The sequence below is a fragment of the Streptomyces sp. NPDC047974 genome (genome assembly GCF_040653375.1).
In the GTDB taxonomy this organism is placed as follows: Bacteria; Actinomycetota; Actinomycetes; order Streptomycetales; family Streptomycetaceae; genus Streptomyces.
On the sequence record NZ_JBEZNU010000014.1, the window covers coordinates 75055 to 92600 of the forward strand.

Below are 17546 nucleotides of genomic sequence, written 5' to 3' on the forward strand. Positions count from 1 at the left end.
CGCCTCTCCTCAGGGCACCGGGTCCGGGACCGGGTCCGCCGCGTCCGTACGGTAGCCGTCGGCCTGGAGCGTGAACAGCTCCGCGTACCGGCCGCCGCGCTCGACCAGCGTCCGGTGCGTCCCCTCCTCGACCACCCGGCCGTCGCCGAGGACGACGATGCGGTCGGCGTCGCGGACGGCGCCGAGCCGGTGCGAGATCACCACGCCGGTCGCGCCGCCCCGCAGGGTCCGCAGGCTGTCGTGGATCTCCTTCTCGGCCTCCGCGTCCAGGCCCGCGCTGGGCTCGTCGAGGATCAGCAGGTCGGCGTCGGCGCGCATGAACGCCCGTGCCACGGCGACCCGTTGCCATTCGCCGCCGGAGAGCGACTGGCCGGCGAAGGACGCGCCGGGGCCGCCCTGCTCCGCGTCCGGGACGAAGATCCGGCTGAGGAGGGTGTCGTATCCGGCGGGCAGGCGGGTGAGCCGGTCGTGGACGCCGGCCGCCCGCGCCGCCGCGGTGACGGCGCCGGTGTCGCCGGCCCGGTCGAGCCGGCCGAGGCCGACGTTCTCGGCGGCGGTGAGGTCGTAGCGGCCGTAGTCCTGGAAGACGACGCCGATCCGGCGGCGGTACTCGTCCGGGGTGAAGCGGCGGATGTCGGTGCCGTCCCACAGGATCCGGCCCTCGGTCGGGTCGTACAGCCGGCACAGCAGCTTCACCAGGGTGCTCTTGCCGGCGCCGTTGAGTCCGACCAGGGCGGTCGCCGCGCCCGCGGTGAGCGTCAGGTCCACCCCGCGCAGCACCCACGGCGAGGAGTCGTCGTAGCGGAACCAGACGTTCTCGAAGGTGATCGAGGACCGCAGCGGGCGCGGCTCCTCGGCCGGCCCCTCCAGCTGCCGCAGGTCGGGGGCGAGGTCCCGCAGGGCCCGGTAGGAGACGAAGGTGAGGAGGGCCTGGTAGGCGTTGCTGCCGGTGCTCGCGAGCTGGCCGACGCCGGTCTGGATGGCGGCGGTGGCGGCGAGGAAGACGGAGACGTCGCCGACCGAGAGCGCGCCGGAGCCGACGGCCCCGACCACCCAGACGAGCCCCGCGCCGTAGACGGCGACGCCGAGCACGGACGGCCCGACGCCCCTGACGAGGTTGCGGAGTTCGGTGCGCCGCTCGGCCTCGGAGGCCGCGGCCAGTTCGGCCCGCGCCCGGTCCTTGAAGTGGTCCTGGAGTCCGAAGAGCCGGATCTCCTTCACCGCGTCGGTGTCGGTCAGCAGGCTCGCGTAGAACAGCTGGCGGCGGCTGCGCGCCACGATGTCCCGGATGACGGCGGCCCGGCGGCGGCCCGCGGTGAGCTGGGTCCGGAAGGTCGGCAGCGCCATGACCACGGTCAGCGCGCCGAGCAGCGGGTTGAGGACGCAGACCGTGATCAGGAAGCCGAGGAAGGTCACCAGGGCCTGCACGCCGCCCACGACCGAGCCGATCAGCATGCCGGGCGCGGAGGAGCCGGCCTCCTGGGCGAGCCGCAGCTCGTCCTGGAAGGCCGGGTCCTCGAAGTGCCGCAGTCCGGGCAGCCGGTTGACGCCCTCGAACAGCTCGTCCTGGACGCGGAGCTGGACCCGCCGGGCGTGCTGTTCGCGGAGGAAGTCGGTGACGGCGGGGACGAGCGCGATGCCGAGGGCGACGCCGACCATGAGGACGGCGACGCGGACGAGGACGTCCGCGGGCCGGTCCTGGGTGATCGCGTCGAACAGCTCGCGGACGAGGAGCGCGGCGGCGGCGGGCAGCAGTCCCGCGACGACGCTCCCCGCCAGGTAGAGCAGGAGCGCGCCGGGCCCCGCCCGCCAGGCGAGCCTCGCGGCGGTCCGCCCGGCCCGGAGCACGTCCGCCCTCGGCTGCCGCTTCACCGGGTGGCGGAGGCCGTCGGGGCGGCGGGGGTCTTCGGGGCGGCGGGGGCGACCTGGCCGCGGTCGCTGATCCGGCCCTCGGCGTCGACGTCGAGGTAGCTGGGCCAGCGGACGATCCCGAAGGAGGCGGAGGCGCCCCCGGTGCCGGCGGCCTCGGGGACGACACGGGCGACCGGGTCGAGCAGTTCGATCATCCGCTGCCGCTCGGGGCCGCCGCCCTTGAGGAAGACGAGCACATGGTCCCGGCCACCCGGGAATTCCTTCGCCATGGCGGCGAATTCCGGCGCCTGCTCGACACAGGGCGTGCAGGTGGTGGAGAGGAATCCGATGACGGATCCACCGGCGACGGAATTCCGGTCGATCTCCTCGCCGGAATGCGCGTGGGCGTGGAATTCGGGGACGGGAGAACCGTCGGGAAGCGTGTTCTCCGGGGCGTCGGAGACGTATTCGCCGGAATTCCCGGCGGAGCCCGAGGTGCGGCGCGCGAGGGCGAGCAGCAGGAAGAGGTTGAAGACGGAGAGACAGCCGATCAGCACGACGGCGGCGACGAGCATGGGAAGGGCCTCGCTTGGGTTCGCGGCGGATGCGCAGGGGGCGGTCGGGTGGGTCAGGAGGTCCGCCGGCCGGCTCCGCCGGTTCCCGAGAAGACGTCGGCGAGCAGGTCGGTGGAGAGGACGAGCGCGCTCAGGCAGACCGCGCCGAACAGGCTGACGAAGACCCCGGCGGGGTCGAGGGAGCCGGCCACCGGGACGGACCCCGGACCGCCCGCGGCGAGCGAGGCGGCGAAGCCGGTGCCGGTCGCCGCCAGGAGGACGGCGTTGCGGACGAGGTGGGCGGGCCCGACCCGGGTCCGGGAGGCGCCGAAGCAGGAGCAGGAGGTGTCGATCCCCCGGCGGAGGACCGAGGCCAGCGCCGCGGTGAAGACCGCGATCAGGCCGAAGGAGAGGACGAACGCCCAGGTGGTGAGGGCCGGCACCCAGACGGCGACGGCGAGCACCGCCTCCAGGACGGGCACCGCGGCGGCGACCGGGCCGAGCGCCCGCAGCGGCACGATCCGCATCTCGCGGACGGTGGTGCGGAACGCGCCGGGGGCGCGCGCCTTGCCCAGCGCGGAGGCCGCGAAGACGACGGCGACGACGCAGCGGAGGGCGAGGTTCAGGGAGTCGGTCACGTCGGTCACGGTCGTTCCTCCGTCGTCCGGTCCGGCCGGGGCCCTCCCCGGGGCCGCGCGGGGCGGCACCGGGGAGGGAGGGGTTCACCGCGGAGCGCGGGAGGCGGTCAGCAGTCGCCCGGGTACGACTTGGTGACGCAGGTGGGCGCCGCCGCGCAGTTCCAGGAACAGCAGACCTTGACGTAGAGCGTGGAACCGGAGCACCAGCTGCTGCCGCCCGCGGGGCAGGCGCAGTACGCCTCGGCGCTCTCCTCGCGGAGAACGCGTCCGAGAAGGCGGTCCGCCATGCCGACAATTGCCTTGACCATAGGATCCCTCACATGGTGGAGATGGATATTCGGGTCGTGCAAACGTTCACGAGAACTCGCGTTCAGAAACCTACCCGGCCGTCGGAATAAATGTCTAGACCAGCCGCGATCTTCGATCGCGGACGTGAACCACGGACGCGAATCGCGAGGTCAGAGAGGTAAAGGAAAAGAACCAGCCATCCGGAACGGCCACCCCCACATGGAATTCAAGATTCCGAAAGCACGTGCGCATGGCCGGAACCAGATGCCCCGCCGAGCGCGGACACCGCCCTAGACTCCGCAACCATGACGACCACGCACCACGACCTCGCCGCGATCGCCGCCGACCTCGCCCCCACCGGCACCCTGCGGGCCTCCGTCAACCTCGGGAACCCGGTGCTCGCCCAGGGCACGCCGGAAGCACCCGCCGGCATCACGGTCGACCTCGCCGCGGAGATCGGCCGGCGTCTCGCGCTCCCCGTCGAGACGCTCTGCTTCGACGCGGCGCGCAAGTCGTTCGAGGCCATGGCGGACGGCCGCGCCGACCTCTGCTTCCTCGCGATCGACCCCGCACGCGAGAAGGAGGTCGCCTTCACCTCCCCGTACGTCGTCATCGAGGGCGTGTACGCGGTCCCCCGCGACTCGCCGCTCGTCACCGTCGAGGACGTGGACGCGCCCGGCGTCCGCATCGGCGTCAAGCAGGGCTCGGCCTACGACCTCCACCTCACCCGCGCCCTCGCCCACGCGACCGTCGTCCGCGGCGCGGAGGGCGTCGACGTCTTCCGCACCCTGGACCTGGAGGCCGGCGCGGGCATCCGCCAGCCGACCGCCGCGTACGTCGCCGCCCACCCCGAAGTCCGCCTGATCGACGGCCGCTTCATGGAGATCCGCCAGGCCGTCGGCACCACGACGGCCAGGGCCCCGGAGACGATCGCCTACCTCACCGCCCTCGTCGAGGAGCTGAAGAAGAACGGCTTCGTCACCGAGGCCCTGCACCGCTCCCACCAGGACCCGGCCCTGGTGGCCCCGTAGGGACCCCGCCTACTCCCCCAGCAACCGCAGCAGTTCGGCCTCGCGCTCCACGCTCAGTCCCGCGCGCCGCTCCCGGTCGAGACCCTGCTCCCGCTCCCAGGCGAGGGTGTCGGCGATCACTTCGTGACGCGGCCGCTGCCGGAGCCCGGCGGCGGCCGCCGCGGCACCCGAACGCGCCTGGAAGCCGCTCCAGTCCTCCGCCACGATCCACAGCGGCAGCGACTCGGGCCCCATGAACTCCGTCACGCCCTGCTCCAGAAGCCACGCGGACCCGGCCGGCACCACGGGCCCGCGGTGCCCGGCGGCCCGGCGCGACAGCTCGATCCACTCGCCGAGCGCCACGTTCGGCCCCACCGTGTCGTACGCGCCGGTCAGCCCCTTCTCGGCCGAGTCCAGGATCCATTCGACGAGGTCCCGCACGTCGACGACGCGGGTGGGCAGCCCGGGCTCGTCCGGCACGAGGAGCGGCGCCTCCGGGTCGCGGGCGGCCCTGGCGGCCCAGTAGCCGGTGCGGCAGCTGACGTCGCCGGGCCCGCCGATGAGCCCGGCCCGGGCGACGAGCAGCCGGTCCCCGACAGCGGCGACCGACGCCCGCTCGCAGGCGGCCTTCGCCTCCCCGTACAACTCACGGTCGACCTCGTCGAGTTCGGTCGGAGTCATGAGCGGGGCGGACTCGTCGGCCCCGACCTCGGCCTGCGAGGCGTACACGTTCCCCGACGACACGTACGTCCAGTGCCGGGACCGCTCCCCGAGCGCCGCCAGCGCCGCCTTCACGAACCCCGGCTGCCACGACACCTCGACCACGGCGTCCCAGTCCCGCCCGGCCAGCGCGTCGTACGCCCCCGGCTCCCGCCGGTCCGCGACGACCAGCTCGGCCCCCTCGGCCACCTCCCCGCTCTCCCCCCGCGCGAGACACGTCACCGCGTGCCCCCGCTCCAACGCCCGCCGCGACAGCTCGCGGCCCACCCAGGCGGTCCCGCCCAGCACCAGAATGTCCATGCGCCCAGTCGACCACCGAACACCCGCCCCGCAGAGGCCGGTTCGCCGTCGGCGCACCGAGTGCGCCGACGGCGAAACCGGGAACCCGCCACCCCGGTCCCGCGCGAAAACCCACCCGGGCCCACCGCCCCGAGCCCCCTTCCCGCCCCCCGGCGCCCCCGGGAAGCCCCCCTCGCACGTCGCACGGGGCCGGGCCCCGACCGCCCCCCACCAGCCCCGCCCACCCCCCTCACAAGCCCTTCCCCCACACCCCCGACACCCCGCCTGACCTGGGCATTCAGCCTCCCCGCCCCTACCCTGGAAGTCACGTCGAGGGGAGAGCCACATGGCAGGGACGGACCGCGGAATCCGCACGGTCGAGGACGTACTGGTGCTGCTGGACGGGCTGTTCGCGCCCGGCGCCGACCGGTGGACGGAGGGCGGGGCGGACTGGTGGGACGGCTTCTACGCGGACCGCGACCGGCCGGTGCCGTTCTTCGTCCCGAAGCCGGACGAGAACCTGGTGTCGTACGCCGGCCGAGGCCTGCTCAAGGGCGGCGGACGGGCGCTCGACCTGGGGTGCGGCCCCGGCCGGAACACCCTCCACCTGGCCTCGCTCGGCTACGAGGCGGACGGCGTCGACCTCTCCGCCACCGCCATCCGCTGGGCGAAGGAGCGCGCCCGGGAGACGGGCACGACCGGAGCCCGCTTCCACCGCGGCGACGCCTTCGCCCCCGGCACCGTCGAGGGCCCCTACGACCTCGTGTACGACTCGGGCTGCTTCCACCACCTCCCGCCGCACCGCCGCGTCAGCTACCTCGCCCTCCTGGACCGCGTCCTCGCCCCCGGCGGCCTGTTCGCGCTGACCGCCTTCGCGGCCGGCGAGGGCGGCATGGGCTCCGAGCGCCCCGACGCCGGCTTCTACGGCGCGGGCGCCCTGGAAGGCGGCCTCGCCTACACCGACACCGACCTCGGCGCCGTCTTCGCGGACCTGACCCCGCTGGAGGTCCGCCGCATGCGCGCCGAACCCGCGGACTCCCCGCACTTCGGCGAGAGCTTCCTCTGGACGGCCCTCTTCCGCCGCGAGCCGTGACGAGGGAAAAGGGGGGAGGCCCGGGGCGTGACGCCCCGGGCCTCCCCCGCTTTCCCGCCGGCTCCTAGAACAGGCTCTTGAAGGTGTTCCAGCCGCCGGTGCCGATCAGCACCCGACCGCCCCACTTGCCCCGGCCGTCGGAGGAGTACCGCCACAGCTTGCCGTCGGTGCTCCGGGCGACCAGGTCGCCCCGCCGGTCCCCGTTCACGTCGCCGATGCCCGCCATGGCGGAGTACACGCCCCAGCCGCCGCCGAGCGGGACACGGGCCGTCAGACGGCCGCTCGTCGTGCCGTCGTACCGCCACAGGGTGCCGGCGCGGTCGACCGCGACCAGGTCGGCCCGGCCGTCGTTGTTCATGTCCCCGACGCCCACGATGTTCGTGTACAGCCTCCAGTCCGTGCCGATGCCCACGCGGGGCTTCAGGTAGGCCGCGGAGGTGCCGGCGTAGAAGAACATGTTGCCGGTGGAGGCCTGACGGGCGATCACGTCGGGGTGCCCGTCGCCGTTGACGTCACCGGGCGCGGTGAGCCGGTCGAACTGCGCCCAGCCGGCGCCGATCAGGGTGTACGGCGACGAGGCCGAGACGATCTTGCCGCAGCCGGGGCGGTAGGCCCGGAGCTCGTTCCCGACGCGCGCGAGCACGTCGTTGCAGCGGTCGCCGTTCATGTCCCCGAAGGGCATGAGGATCGTCCCGGAGGGGAACTTCGCCCCCGTCCCGGCGATCCGCCCCGACAGGCCGCCGGTGCCGTTGCCCCGGTACATCGAGACGGCGCCGAGGGAGTCGACGGCCAGCAGGTCACCGGCGGCGTCGTCCCCGGCGAGGTCACGCCAGACGGCCTTGGCGCCGGTCACCCTCAGGGTGCCGGTCCGGACGAGAGCGCCGCCCTGCTCGTCCTTCGGGTTCACGGTGAGGGTCCAGGTGTACGTGCCGTTGGGCACGTAGGCGCCGGAGAAGTCCTTCCCGTCCCAGCCGAGCTGGACCGTGCCCGGCGAGCCGTAGCCGCCCAGCGTCCGCACGTGCTTCCCGGTCGGCTTGTCCCTCAGGACCAGCGTCGCACCGTCCTTCTCCTTCGACAGCCACCAGCGGACCTTCCAGACGCCCTTCCTGATGTCGACCGCGGCGGGGACGTCGGCGTCGATGGCCGTGAGGGGGCTGGCGGTACCGCCGACGCCGACGACCCGGATCGACTCCCAGGAGTCGACGTACGCGAGGGAGCTGCCGTAACGGTCGACCGTCCAGCCCTGGCCCTCGTACCGGTCGCGGTCGGCCGCGAGGTCGCCGAGGTGACGCTCCACGGCCGTACCGGACCGGACGTCCTCCACGTACAGGCCCGTGGTGGCGCCGGTGGCGGTGTAGGCGATGAAGCCGTCGCCGAGCTGCGGCTTGGCGCCGGCCGGGATGCGGGTCCACACCGACTTCCTCGTCTCACGGTCGTGGACGACGACGGAGCCCGGCGCGGAGGCGCACCTCCGCATGATCCACTTGCCGACGACCTCAAGGCCGGTGAAGGCACAGCTCGTGCCGAGGTCGGCGGTGGCGACGGTCGCCCCGGTCACCACGTCGACCGCCGAGACCGTGCCGTTCGTGGCGGAGCCGGTCCACAGCTGACGGCCCCAGAGCGACTGGTTCAGGTTGGTGGAGTCCCGCAGGACGGCGCCGGTCTCACTGTCCACGACGATGGAGCGCAGGGTGGTGCCGGAGGTGGCGTGGAAGTGCACGAACCGGCCCTCGGCCCGGACGAGCGTCTTGGCCTTGAGCGCGGTGGCGTACGGGAGCACGACGGTGCGGGGCTCGCGGAACTCGTTCCGCACCGGGTACGGCCAGACCTTCACCGCGACGGCGCAGGCGACACAGCCCGGCTTGTCGGCCTGCTGCAGGGTGACCAGGTTCCTGTCGCCGTTGTCCGCCCACCAGCGCGGGGAGGTCGCGCTCGACCGGACCTGCGGGCAGTGGGTGCTCACGGCCAGGGCGTCGCAGGCCCACTCGGCGCCCCCGCCGTAGTTGGCCAGGTAGTCGACGTCGTGTGCCCGCAGGGTGCGGTCCGAGCCGGTCCGGCTGACCGTCGACACGAGCTCCCCGTACGACAGGGCCAGGTTCTCCACCGGAAGGGACTCGCCGAGTGCGAGCTTCGCGTTCACCCACGGGGGTCCCGTGGTGAACGCGCCGATCTCCAGAAGGTTCCACCCGCCGGAGTCCGCCTCCCTGCCGATGGCGTACACCCTGCCCCACCAGGGGAAGAGGGGGTCGGCCTGACGCACGGTCACCCCGAGCCTGCGGGCCTCCCCGCCGGAGATCGGCACGATCCACAGCTCGGCGGCGGAGGGCAGGGCCTCCGTGTCGGCCAGGAGGCTCCTGCCGACGATCCAGTCGCCGAGGAGGGCGGGCGCCGTGGTGCCGTCGGCGATCTGCTGCGGCAGCGTGACCTCGCGCCCCGGGGCCGTCGGTGCGGTGCGCGAAAGGACGAGGACCTTCGCGGTTCCCGCGCCGCCGCCGAGGGCGATCCGGTCCTTGTCGAGCGAGGCGGAGGCGACCGCGAAGGGCGCCTGGGTCAGCGGGGTGACGGCGCCGGAGGCGAAGTCGAGCAGGACGACGGTGCGGGTGTCCCCGGTGGCGTAGCCGAGGACCGCGCCCGTGTCGTCCTGGGTGAGGACGGACGGCTCCTCGGTGGCGCCCGGCAGGCGCACCTGCCGGTCGGCGGGCGCCCCCGTCCCGAACCCGTGGAAGGAGAGGGTGACTCCGTCGCTGTCGGGCTGGACGCGGACCAGCTGCTTGCCGGCGACGAGCGGCAGCCACGTCCGTCCGGCGGCCGCGTTCACCACGTCGACCCGTTTCGCGGCCAAGAAGTCGTGGACGGTGGCACGGCCGCTCTCCGGGTCGGGGCAGACGTACCGGTTGCCGTACGCGTAGGACTCGTCCGCGGACGAGCACTCCGGCACCAACCTCACGGGCCCGGCTTCCATGCTCATCCAGCGCTTCTCCGAACCCCTGGCCACGAGTGCGCCGTCGCCGACGGCCTCGACCGTGTAGGGCGGCAGGCTGTCCGGCTTGGTCGACGGGGGGAGGATCACCTCGTACGGCGCGGTGTCGGCCGCCACCGCGGCCGGGGCCGCGACGCTGAGGCCGGTGACGGCCAGGGCCGCGCTCAGCGCGAGCGCGACCGTTCTTCGAACGGACAAAAGGGGTCCCCCTCGTACGAAAGCGTCGATGACGACAGGTCGCTGAGGGGCGCGCGGGAACGGCGGCATGGCAGACGGACGGACGGCCACGGCGGTACGCGCGGGCGCCGGCCCGATGCCCCCCACCTGCCGGCTGAGGTGATCGTACAACCGGTCGAAACCGACATGCCAGGGACTTCCCCCCACCCCTACCCTGCCTCCATGGGGATCCGGAGGAGTTCGTACGTCTGCCTGCCGTGCCGCGCCTCGTACAAGCAGGGGCACGAGCACGGGCCCGCGCACCGCTGTCCGCGGTGCGGGGAGCCGATGACCGGGGTCGGGACCGCGTTCCGGCCGCCGCGGCGGCGGGACGCCGAGGGGTGGCGGGTGCTGTCCGTGCTGCTGCACGCGGGCGTGCGGTTCCGGACCAGCTGCTGTCAGGGGTGCGGGCCCGGCTACCGGCCCCGGACGCTCTCCGAGGTGAAGGCGCGGGTGGCGTACGCGCGCCGGACCGGGGAGCCGCTCGCCGAGGCGCTCGTCCGGCCGGTGGTCTGAGACGCGCGCGGAACGCGCCGAGGGCGGCACCCCCCTCTCGGGGAGTGCCGCCCTCGGTTCGCGTTCAGCGATGAACTGCCGATCCGTCAGGATCAGAAGTCCATGTCACCGCCCGGCATGCCGCCGCCGGCCGGGGCCGCGGCCTTCTCCGGCTTGTCGGCGATGACGGCCTCGGTGGTGAGGAAGAGCGCGGCGATCGACGCGGCGTTCTGCAGCGCGGAGCGCGTCACCTTCGCCGGGTCGATGATGCCCTCGGCGACCAGGTCGACGTACTCGCCGGTCGCGGCGTTGAGGCCGTGGCCCGGGGTCAGGTTGCGCACCTTCTCGACCACGACGCCGCCCTCAAGACCCGCGTTGACCGCGATCTGCTTGATCGGGGCCTCCAGGGCGAGCTTGACGATCGCGGCACCGGTGGCCTCGTCGCCGTCCAGCTCCAGCTTCTCGAAGACGCTGGAGGCCTGGAGCAGGGCCACGCCGCCGCCGGCGACGATGCCCTCCTCGACGGCCGCCTTGGCGTTGCGCACGGCGTCCTCGATGCGGTGCTTGCGCTCCTTGAGCTCGACCTCGGTCGCGGCACCGGCCTTGATGACCGCCACGCCGCCGGCGAGCTTCGCGAGGCGCTCCTGGAGCTTCTCGCGGTCGTAGTCGGAGTCGCTGTTCTCGATCTCGGCGCGGATCTGGTTCACGCGGCCCGCGACCTGCTCGCTGTCACCGGCACCGTCGACGATGGTGGTCTCGTCCTTGGTGATGACGACCTTGCGGGCGCGGCCCAGGAGGTCGAGACCGGCCGACTCCAGCTTGAGGCCGACCTCCTCGGAGATGACCGTGCCGCCGGTGAGGATGGCGATGTCCTGGAGCATGGCCTTGCGGCGGTCGCCGAAGCCCGGGGCCTTGACCGCGACGGAGCGGAAGGTGCCGCGGATCTTGTTGACGACCAGGGTCGACAGGGCCTCGCCCTCGACGTCCTCGGCGATGATCAGCAGCGGCTTGCCCGACTGCATGACCTTCTCCAGGAGCGGGAGGAGGTCCTTCACCGAGGAGATCTTGGAGTTGACGATGAGGAGGTAGGGGTCCTCCAGGGAAGCCTCCATGCGCTCCATGTCGGTCGCGAAGTACGCCGAGATGTAGCCCTTGTCGAAGCGCATGCCCTCGGTGAGCTCCAGCTCCAGACCGAAGGTCTGGGACTCCTCGACCGTGATGACGCCTTCCTTGCCGACCTTGTCCATCGCCTCGGCGATGAGCTCGCCGATCTGGGTGTCGGCGGCGGAGATGGAGGCGGTGGAGGCGATCTGCTCCTTCGTCTCGACCTCCTTCGCCTGGTCGAGCAGGGCGCCGGAGACGGCCTCGACGGCCTTCTCGATGCCGCGCTTGAGGGCCATCGGGTTGGCACCGGCGGCGACGTTGCGGAGGCCCTCGCGGACGAGCGCCTGGGCGAGGACGGTGGCGGTGGTCGTACCGTCGCCGGCGACGTCGTCCGTCTTCTTGGCGACTTCCTTGACCAGCTCGGCGCCGATCTTCTCGTACGGGTCCTCGAGCTCGATCTCCTTGGCGATGGAGACACCATCGTTGGTGATCGTGGGGGCGCCCCACTTCTTCTCGAGGACGACGTTGCGGCCCTTGGGGCCGAGGGTGACCTTGACGGCGTCAGCGAGCTGGTTCATGCCGCGCTCGAGACCGCGCCGGGCCTCCTCGTCGAACGCGATGATCTTGGCCATGTGAAGTGGTCCTCCCGGACATGGGGTGGATAACGCTCCAGGACCGCGCCGACGCCCGCGACGGACGGCCTCCGCGCACCGTGTGGTTCCTTGCCCCACCCGGGTCGGCGGCCTCGTCGTGCCCAGTCCTCGTAGCACTCTCACCTTCCGAGTGCTAACGCCAATGATTAGCACTCGACCCATGCGAGTGCAAGCGACTCTCGTGGATCGGGCACCTCCACGCCATCCGCGCGCGCGAGGCGTCCGGGAACGCGCGAGGGGCCCACAGCCCTCAGGCTGTGGGCCCCTCGACGACGAGACGTCGGTGGCCGATCGCTCCGTGCCTCAGGCGGTCACCTTGACCATGTCCGCCTGCGGACCCTTCTGACCCTGCGAGATCTCGAACTCGACTCGCTGACCCTCTTCGAGGGCGCGGTACCCATCCATCTGGATGGCGCTGTAGTGGACGAAAACATCCGCACCACCGTCGACCGCGATGAAGCCGTAGCCCTTCTCCGCGTTGAACCACTTGACGGTGCCCTGAGCCATGCCTAACTCCCCTATTACTTACTGGCCCTTGCGCGGATCCGCACTTCACGGACCCGGGTCAGAACCTGCGCCGGAACGCGTCGACCGCGGCTGAATGTATCTGTCCAACTGCCCTCTGCAACAGGGCAATCCACTGGGAATTCTGGAAGGCGCGGAAAGGGGAATCGGGGAGAAATCCATGAATTGCCGGGCAACTCGGGCCGGGCGAAAGCGGCATAAGGGGCAGAGTGCCTATGCTTTTCGGCCGCTTCTTGGCCCGTTCTCGTCAGGTCCGCGGCCGCTCTCATATGCGCCTGGCATGAGCGGCGGAGGGGGCTTCCCCAACTCTATCGCGCTCAACCATGCAGAATTGCCCCCTCCGCTTTCTCGCGCGGAAGGGGCAATTCTGTAGCGAAAGCTACCAACAGGTAAGGATCAGCAGCCGCCGGCGACGGCCGGGATGATCGAGACGCCCGCGCCGTCCGGCGTGGCGGTCTCCAGGCCCTGCTCGAAGCGGACGTCGTCGTCGTTCACGTAGACGTTCACGAAGCGGCGCAGCTTGCCCTGGTCGTCCAGGACGCGGGCGGCGATGCCCGTGTGGTTCTTCTCCAGGTCGGCGATGACCTCGGCGAGGGTGCCCCCCTCGGCGGGGACCTCGGCCTGGCCGCCGGTGTAGGTGCGGAGGATGGTGGGGATGCGGACGTTCACGGCCATGTCGATGCTCTCCGTACGGGTGTCGGCGGGTGTCAGTGGGCCAGGCCCGCGTCGCGGAACGCGTCCAGGCTCGGGCGGATGGTGGCGGTCGCCTGAGAACTGTCGGCAACGGCGTCCAGGGTCTTGAGCCCGTCACCGGTGTTGAGGACGACGGTGGTGAGGTTCGGGTCGATGACGCCGGCCCCGACGAGCTTGCGCGCCACGCCGACGGTCACGCCGCCGGCCGTCTCGGCGAAGATGCCCTCGGTCCGGGCGAGCAGCTTGATCGCGTCCACGACCTGCTCGTCGTTCACGTCCTCCACCGCGCCGCCGGTGCGGCGGGCGATGTCGAGGACGTACGGGCCGTCGGCCGGGTTGCCGATCGCCAGGGACTTGGCGATGGTGTTGGGCTTCTGGGGCCGCACGACGTCGTGGCCGGCCTTGAAGGCCGCCGACACCGGGGAGCAGCCCTCGGCCTGGGCGCCGAAGATCTTGTACGGCTTGTCCTCGACGAGGCCCAGCTTGATGAGCTCCTGGAGCCCCTTGTCGATCTTGGTGAGCTGGGAGCCGGAGGCGATCGGGATGACCAGCTGGTCGGGGATGACCCAGCCGAGCTGCTCGCAGATCTCGTACGCCAGCGTCTTCGAGCCCTCGCCGTAGTACGGGCGGAGGTTGACGTTCACGAAGCCCCAGCCCTCGCCGAGCGGGTCGCCGATGAGTTCCGAGCAGAAGCGGTTGACGTCGTCGTAGTTGCCCTCGATGGCGACGAGGTCACCGCCGTACACGCCGGCCATGACGACCTTGCCCTGCTCCAGGTCGTGCGGGATGAAGACGCAGGAGCGGAAGCCGGCGCGGGCGGCGGCGGCACCGACGGCGCCGGCGAGGTTGCCGGTGGAGGAGCAGGAGAGGGTGGTGAAGCCGAAGGCGCGGGCGGCCTCGATGGCTTGGGCGACGACCCGGTCCTTGAAGGAGTGGGTCGGGTTGCCGGAGTCGTCCTTGACGAAGAGCTTGCCGGGGGCGACGCCGAGCTCGCGGGCGAGGTTGTCGGCCTTGACGAGCGGGGTCCAGCCGGGGTTCAGGTTCGGCTTCTCGGCGACGTCGGCCGGGACGGGCAGCAGGGGCGCGTACCGCCAGATGTTCGCGGGGCCGGCCTCGATCCGCTTCCGCAGCTCCTCCGGGTCGCCGAGGGGCAGTTCGTAGGCGACTTCGAGGGGGCCGAAGCAGAGCTCGCAGGCGAAGATCGGGCCGAGGGCGAAGATCTCGCCGCATTCGCGACAGGAAAGCCCGGACGCGGGACCGAGATCGACGGTGGTGCCGGTGGTGTCAGCGGCGGCGGCAGCGGGTGCGGAGGTCTGTACAGCCATGGAGGGGAGGCCCTTTCTCCTCATCTTCCTCATGACGCATTTCGCCATGAGACGGATTTGGCACCTTCCCTAGCCGGGGGCCTCGCTGGTGCAAGACAAACCGACTGGAGGGTTGCCGGGGCTTCAACGGGCCGTATCCCTCTGCCCCTCTGGATGAGCGGTATTCGATTGTGAGACGCGGGCGGGACCCCGACATGCATCGGGCCTCCGCGTTGTTCAAGACTGTAACCGAAGGCTTCGAAGGTGGAGACGGTCGTCCGATCCGCGAGATGGAGATCACGTTGCTGGAAGAAGTGGAGCGCTGGCTGACCCGGCGGTCCTGGTCCGTGTCCGACCGCCCCCTGGAGCGGGTGCTCGCCGCCAAGCGGGGGACGACGGTCAGCGTGGTGCTGCCCGCGCTGAACGAGGAGGCGACGGTCGGGGACATCGTCAGCGTGATCCGGCGCGAGCTGATGACCGAGGCGGTGCCGCTCGTCGACGAGCTGGTGGTGATCGACTCGGGCTCCACCGACCGCACCGCCGAGGTCGCGGCGGCGGCCGGCGCGCGGGTCGTCGCCCGCGACGACATCCTGCCCCGCATACCGGCGGTCCCGGGCAAGGGCGAGGTCCTGTGGCGCTCACTCATGGTGACCGGCGGGGACGTCGTGTGCTTCGTCGACGCGGACCTGCGGGACTTCTCGGCGGACTTCGTCACGGGGATCGTGGGCCCGCTCCTCACCGACCAGGACGTCGATCTCGTCAAGGCCATGTACGACCGCCCGTTCGGTGACACCCCTGGTCAGGGCGGCCGCGTGACGGAACTGGTGGCGCGCCCGCTGCTCAACCTGCACTGGCCGCGCCTCGCCGGCTTCGTGCAGCCGCTGGGCGGCGAGTACGCGGCCCGGCGCTCGCTGCTCGAACGGCTCCCCTTCCCCGTCGGTTACGGAGTGGAGCTGGGCCTCCTCGTCGACGCGCTGCACACGGTGGGCCTGGACGCCCTCGCGCAGGTGGACGTCGGGGTCCGCAAGCACCGGCACCAGGACGGGCAGGCGCTGGGCCGGATGGCGGCGGCGATCTACCGCACGGCGCAGCTGCGGCTCTCCCGGGGCCATCTCGTACGCCCCGTGCTCACCCAGTTCGAGCGGGGCGAGCACGGCTTCGAGCCGCGCACGTACGCGGTGGACACGGAGGAGCGCCCGCCGATGGTCGAGATCGCGGAGTACGCGCAGCGCCGCGTGGCGTAACATCCGCAGATGATGTGTTTTGCCTACATTGCCCTTTTATGTACTTCAGATCATCGCGCCCGCTCCTCCGCGTGCTCGCGGCGGGCTCCCTCGCCGCGGGCGCGCTCTCGCTGACGACGGCCGGGCCCGCCGCCGCCGACGTCGTCGAGCCCTTCGGCGAGCGGTACCAGGAGTCCCTGTACGGGGACTTCACCACCATCGGCAACACCGTCATGGGCTGTCCGCAGACCCCCGCCGACCTGGCGGCCCGCTGCGCGACCGCCACGAGGGGCGAGGGCGCGGACGACGACGACGCCTTCGTGATGCGGCGCCTCGACACCGCCGGCACCGGTGACGCGTACGGCTCCAGCACCGGCCGGGTCCGGCTCCCCGAGGGCGCCGAGGTGGCGTACGCCCGCCTCTTCTGGGGCGGCAACGACGGCACGCACCGGGGCCCGAGCGGGGCGCGGCTGAAGCGCTGCGACCTCTCCGGCGCCGATGTGGCGCCCTCCCCCGGGGACCCGGCGACCACGGCCCCGCTGCTCTCGGTCGGGGCGAAGGCGGCGGCGCCCGTCTCGATCGACAGCATGGTCGTCGACCCGGCCGGCACCGGCGGTCCGCACTACTACACGGGCGAGTCCGACGTGACCGCCGCCTTCGCGGGCGTCTCGGGGACGGACGCGCCGGTGGCGGTCGGCGTGAGCGGCGTCTGGGCGCCGGACGGCAAGGGCTGCGTCGCCGGCTGGTCCCTCACCGTCGTGTACCGCTTCCCCGGCCCCGACCCGGCGAAGGCGCCGGAGCGGCGCTCCGTCCACGTCTACGGCGGGCACGTCCTCCAGCGCTCGACCTCCCCGGCGACGACGATCACGGTGGACGGCTTCCACCGCTCCCCGGGGAGGGCGCGGGCGAGCGTGACGGCGTACGAGGGCGACGGGAACACCCCCGGCGACAGGTTCCTCGTCGACGGGAAGAACGTCACCGAGGCGCACACCGGCGACACCGGCGACACCGGCGACTTCTTCGTCGGAGACGGCGACGGCGCGGTCTCCCCGGACCTCGTCGACAACCTGTCCGTCGACGCGAAGGAGTTCGACGTCCCCGACGGCGCGGTCCCGGTCGGCGCGACCTCCGCCGAGCTGGCCTTCTCCACCGACGGCGACACCTACGTGCCCTCCGGCCTCGCCTTCTCCGTGCCCGTGCCGGACCTGGAGGTCACCAGGACCGCGCACCCGCGCACGGTGAAGCCCGGGGACACCCTCACGTACACGATCACCGCGAAGAACGTCAGCGGGCTCGACCACCCGGACGCCTCCTTCGCCGACGACCTCACCGGGACCCTCGACGACGCCGACTACGCGGGCGACGCGAGGGCGGACCTGGGCGAGGTCGCGTACGGGAAGCCGAGGATCGGCTGGACCGGCGACCTCCCGGCCGGGAAGACGGCCACCGTCACGTACTCGGTGAAGGTGAAGGACCCGGCGACGGGCGACGGAAAGCTCCGCAACGCGGTCGTGGTGAGCTCCCCGCGCTCCCACTGCGGCGAGGGCGGCGAGGGCGGCGAGGACCCGGCGTGCGCGGTGACCGCGGAGCTGGAGAAGCCGGACCCGAGCCCGTCCCCGTCGACACCGGAACCGTCGGCGTCCGGGCCCACCGGCCCGACGGACGGGCCGACGGAGCCCACCACCGGCCCGACCGCCCCGTCCCCCTCGCCCTCCGTGACCACCCCCACCGCGCTCGCCCCGCCCCCGGCTCCCGGCCCCCCGCACGGCGGCGGCTCCATGGCCGAGACCGGTGCCCACGGCGAGCGGCTGTGGCTGCTCGGCGCACTGGCCGTGGTGCTCGCCGGCACGGGCCTGGTGGCGAAGGCGGCCTTGCGAGGCCGGCGCGGCTGACGCGGCCGACGCGGCTGACCTGCGGCGA

15 protein-coding genes and 1 riboswitch are annotated in these 17546 nt (G+C 72.5%); of the genes, 5 read left to right on the plus strand and 10 right to left on the minus strand.

Translation table 11 applies throughout. From position 1 onward, the window contains the following. Window positions 1-9 precede the first annotated feature (9 nt). From AB0E19_RS20890 to AB0E19_RS20905, 4 genes are all read right to left on the minus strand, one after another. Complete coding sequence (locus tag AB0E19_RS20890) at window positions 10-1872, minus strand: ABC transporter ATP-binding protein (RefSeq protein ID WP_362182101.1); 1863 nt, start codon at window positions 1870-1872, stop codon at window positions 10-12. Next, the gene (locus AB0E19_RS20895) at window positions 1869-2426 is read right to left on the minus strand and encodes a hypothetical protein (protein ID WP_362182104.1); all 558 of its coding nucleotides are present in this window, start codon (window positions 2424-2426) and stop codon (window positions 1869-1871) included. Before AB0E19_RS20895 ends, AB0E19_RS20890 begins: the two co-directional genes overlap by 4 nt. Window positions 2427-2479: 53 nt before the next feature. After that, window positions 2480-3052 (minus strand): MauE/DoxX family redox-associated membrane protein, encoded by a 573-nt coding sequence (locus tag AB0E19_RS20900; RefSeq protein ID WP_362182107.1) that lies wholly within the window; start codon window positions 3050-3052, stop codon window positions 2480-2482. A gap of 98 nt (window positions 3053-3150) precedes the next feature. Beyond that, window positions 3151-3330, minus strand: a complete 180-nt coding sequence (locus tag AB0E19_RS20905) for a hypothetical protein (protein WP_189951076.1) — start codon at window positions 3328-3330, stop codon at window positions 3151-3153. A gap of 306 nt (window positions 3331-3636) precedes the next feature. Between AB0E19_RS20905 and AB0E19_RS20910 the strand changes: the two genes are divergently transcribed. Beyond that, window positions 3637-4362 (plus strand): transporter substrate-binding domain-containing protein, encoded by a 726-nt coding sequence (locus AB0E19_RS20910; protein ID WP_362182111.1) that lies wholly within the window; start codon window positions 3637-3639, stop codon window positions 4360-4362. 9 nt (window positions 4363-4371) lie between these two features. On the opposite strand, the gene AB0E19_RS20915 is transcribed toward AB0E19_RS20910, so the two are convergent. Next, complete coding sequence (locus tag AB0E19_RS20915) at window positions 4372-5361, minus strand: NAD-dependent epimerase/dehydratase family protein (RefSeq protein WP_362182114.1); 990 nt, start codon at window positions 5359-5361, stop codon at window positions 4372-4374. A 325-nt stretch (window positions 5362-5686) separates the two neighbouring features. Here AB0E19_RS20915 and AB0E19_RS20920 point away from each other — a divergent pair, with 325 nt between their 5' ends. After that, window positions 5687-6433, plus strand: coding sequence for a class I SAM-dependent methyltransferase (locus AB0E19_RS20920; protein WP_362182117.1), 747 nt, complete (start codon window positions 5687-5689; stop codon window positions 6431-6433). 64 nt (window positions 6434-6497) lie between these two features. Here AB0E19_RS20920 and AB0E19_RS20925 read toward each other — a convergent pair whose 3' ends face one another. After that, complete coding sequence (locus tag AB0E19_RS20925) at window positions 6498-9611, minus strand: FG-GAP-like repeat-containing protein (RefSeq protein ID WP_362182120.1); 3114 nt, start codon at window positions 9609-9611, stop codon at window positions 6498-6500. Window positions 9612-9812: 201 nt separating this feature from the next. Here AB0E19_RS20925 and AB0E19_RS20930 point away from each other — a divergent pair, with 201 nt between their 5' ends. Then, complete coding sequence (locus tag AB0E19_RS20930; protein WP_362182123.1) at window positions 9813-10145, plus strand: deoxyxylulose-5-phosphate synthase; 333 nt, start codon at window positions 9813-9815, stop codon at window positions 10143-10145. Window positions 10146-10237: 92 nt separating this feature from the next. On the opposite strand, the gene groL is transcribed toward AB0E19_RS20930, so the two are convergent. The 4 genes from groL to thrC form a co-directional block, all read right to left on the minus strand. Next, entirely contained in the window at window positions 10238-11860 is a 1623-nt protein-coding gene (gene groL / locus AB0E19_RS20935; RefSeq protein WP_043226129.1) for a chaperonin GroEL, read from the minus strand. A gap of 324 nt (window positions 11861-12184) precedes the next feature. Next, on the minus strand, window positions 12185-12388 hold the full coding sequence (locus AB0E19_RS20940) for a cold-shock protein (RefSeq protein WP_362182128.1): 204 nt from the start codon (window positions 12386-12388) through the stop codon (window positions 12185-12187). Window positions 12389-12802: 414 nt separating this feature from the next. Next, a complete protein-coding gene (locus AB0E19_RS20945; protein WP_043226131.1) occupies window positions 12803-13081 on the minus strand; it encodes a MoaD/ThiS family protein in 279 nt (92 codons plus the stop codon). A 32-nt stretch (window positions 13082-13113) separates the two neighbouring features. Further along, window positions 13114-14424, minus strand: coding sequence for a threonine synthase (gene thrC / locus AB0E19_RS20950; RefSeq protein ID WP_362182133.1), 1311 nt, complete (start codon window positions 14422-14424; stop codon window positions 13114-13116). Window positions 14425-14441: 17 nt separating this feature from the next. Then, a riboswitch (SAM riboswitch) is annotated at window positions 14442-14584 on the minus strand. A gap of 121 nt (window positions 14585-14705) precedes the next feature. On the opposite strand from thrC, the gene AB0E19_RS20955 reads away from it, so the two are divergent. Together AB0E19_RS20955 and AB0E19_RS20960 are read left to right on the plus strand one after the other, a co-directional pair. Then, window positions 14706-15647, plus strand: a complete 942-nt coding sequence (locus AB0E19_RS20955) for a glucosyl-3-phosphoglycerate synthase (protein WP_362182449.1) — start codon at window positions 14706-14708, stop codon at window positions 15645-15647. Window positions 15648-15685: 38 nt separating this feature from the next. Next, window positions 15686-17518, plus strand: coding sequence for a hypothetical protein (locus AB0E19_RS20960; RefSeq protein ID WP_362182136.1), 1833 nt, complete (start codon window positions 15686-15688; stop codon window positions 17516-17518). Window positions 17519-17546 lie beyond the last annotated feature (28 nt).

Bases quoted from the DNA above. Each gene is read 5' to 3' on its own strand.
- AB0E19_RS20895 (WP_362182104.1), bottom strand. From the start codon at position 2,426: ATGCTCGTCGCCGCCGTCGTGCTGATCGGCTGTCTCTCCGTCTTCAAC.
- AB0E19_RS20905 (WP_189951076.1), bottom strand. From the start codon at position 3,330: ATGGCGGACCGCCTTCTCGGACGCGTTCTCCGCGAGGAGAGCGCCGAG.
- AB0E19_RS20910 (WP_362182111.1), top strand. From the start codon at position 3,637: ATGACGACCACGCACCACGACCTCGCCGCGATCGCCGCCGACCTCGCC.
- AB0E19_RS20915 (WP_362182114.1), bottom strand. From the start codon at position 5,361: ATGGACATTCTGGTGCTGGGCGGGACCGCCTGGGTGGGCCGCGAGCTG.
- AB0E19_RS20920 (WP_362182117.1), top strand. From the start codon at position 5,687: ATGGCAGGGACGGACCGCGGAATCCGCACGGTCGAGGACGTACTGGTG.
- AB0E19_RS20930 (WP_362182123.1), top strand. From the start codon at position 9,813: ATGGGGATCCGGAGGAGTTCGTACGTCTGCCTGCCGTGCCGCGCCTCG.
- groL (WP_043226129.1), bottom strand. From the start codon at position 11,860: ATGGCCAAGATCATCGCGTTCGACGAGGAGGCCCGGCGCGGTCTCGAG.
- AB0E19_RS20940 (WP_362182128.1), bottom strand. From the start codon at position 12,388: ATGGCTCAGGGCACCGTCAAGTGGTTCAACGCGGAGAAGGGCTACGGC.
- AB0E19_RS20945 (WP_043226131.1), bottom strand. From the start codon at position 13,081: ATGGCCGTGAACGTCCGCATCCCCACCATCCTCCGCACCTACACCGGC.
- thrC (WP_362182133.1), bottom strand. From the start codon at position 14,424: ATGGCTGTACAGACCTCCGCACCCGCTGCCGCCGCCGCTGACACCACC.
- AB0E19_RS20960 (WP_362182136.1), top strand. From the start codon at position 15,686: ATGTACTTCAGATCATCGCGCCCGCTCCTCCGCGTGCTCGCGGCGGGC.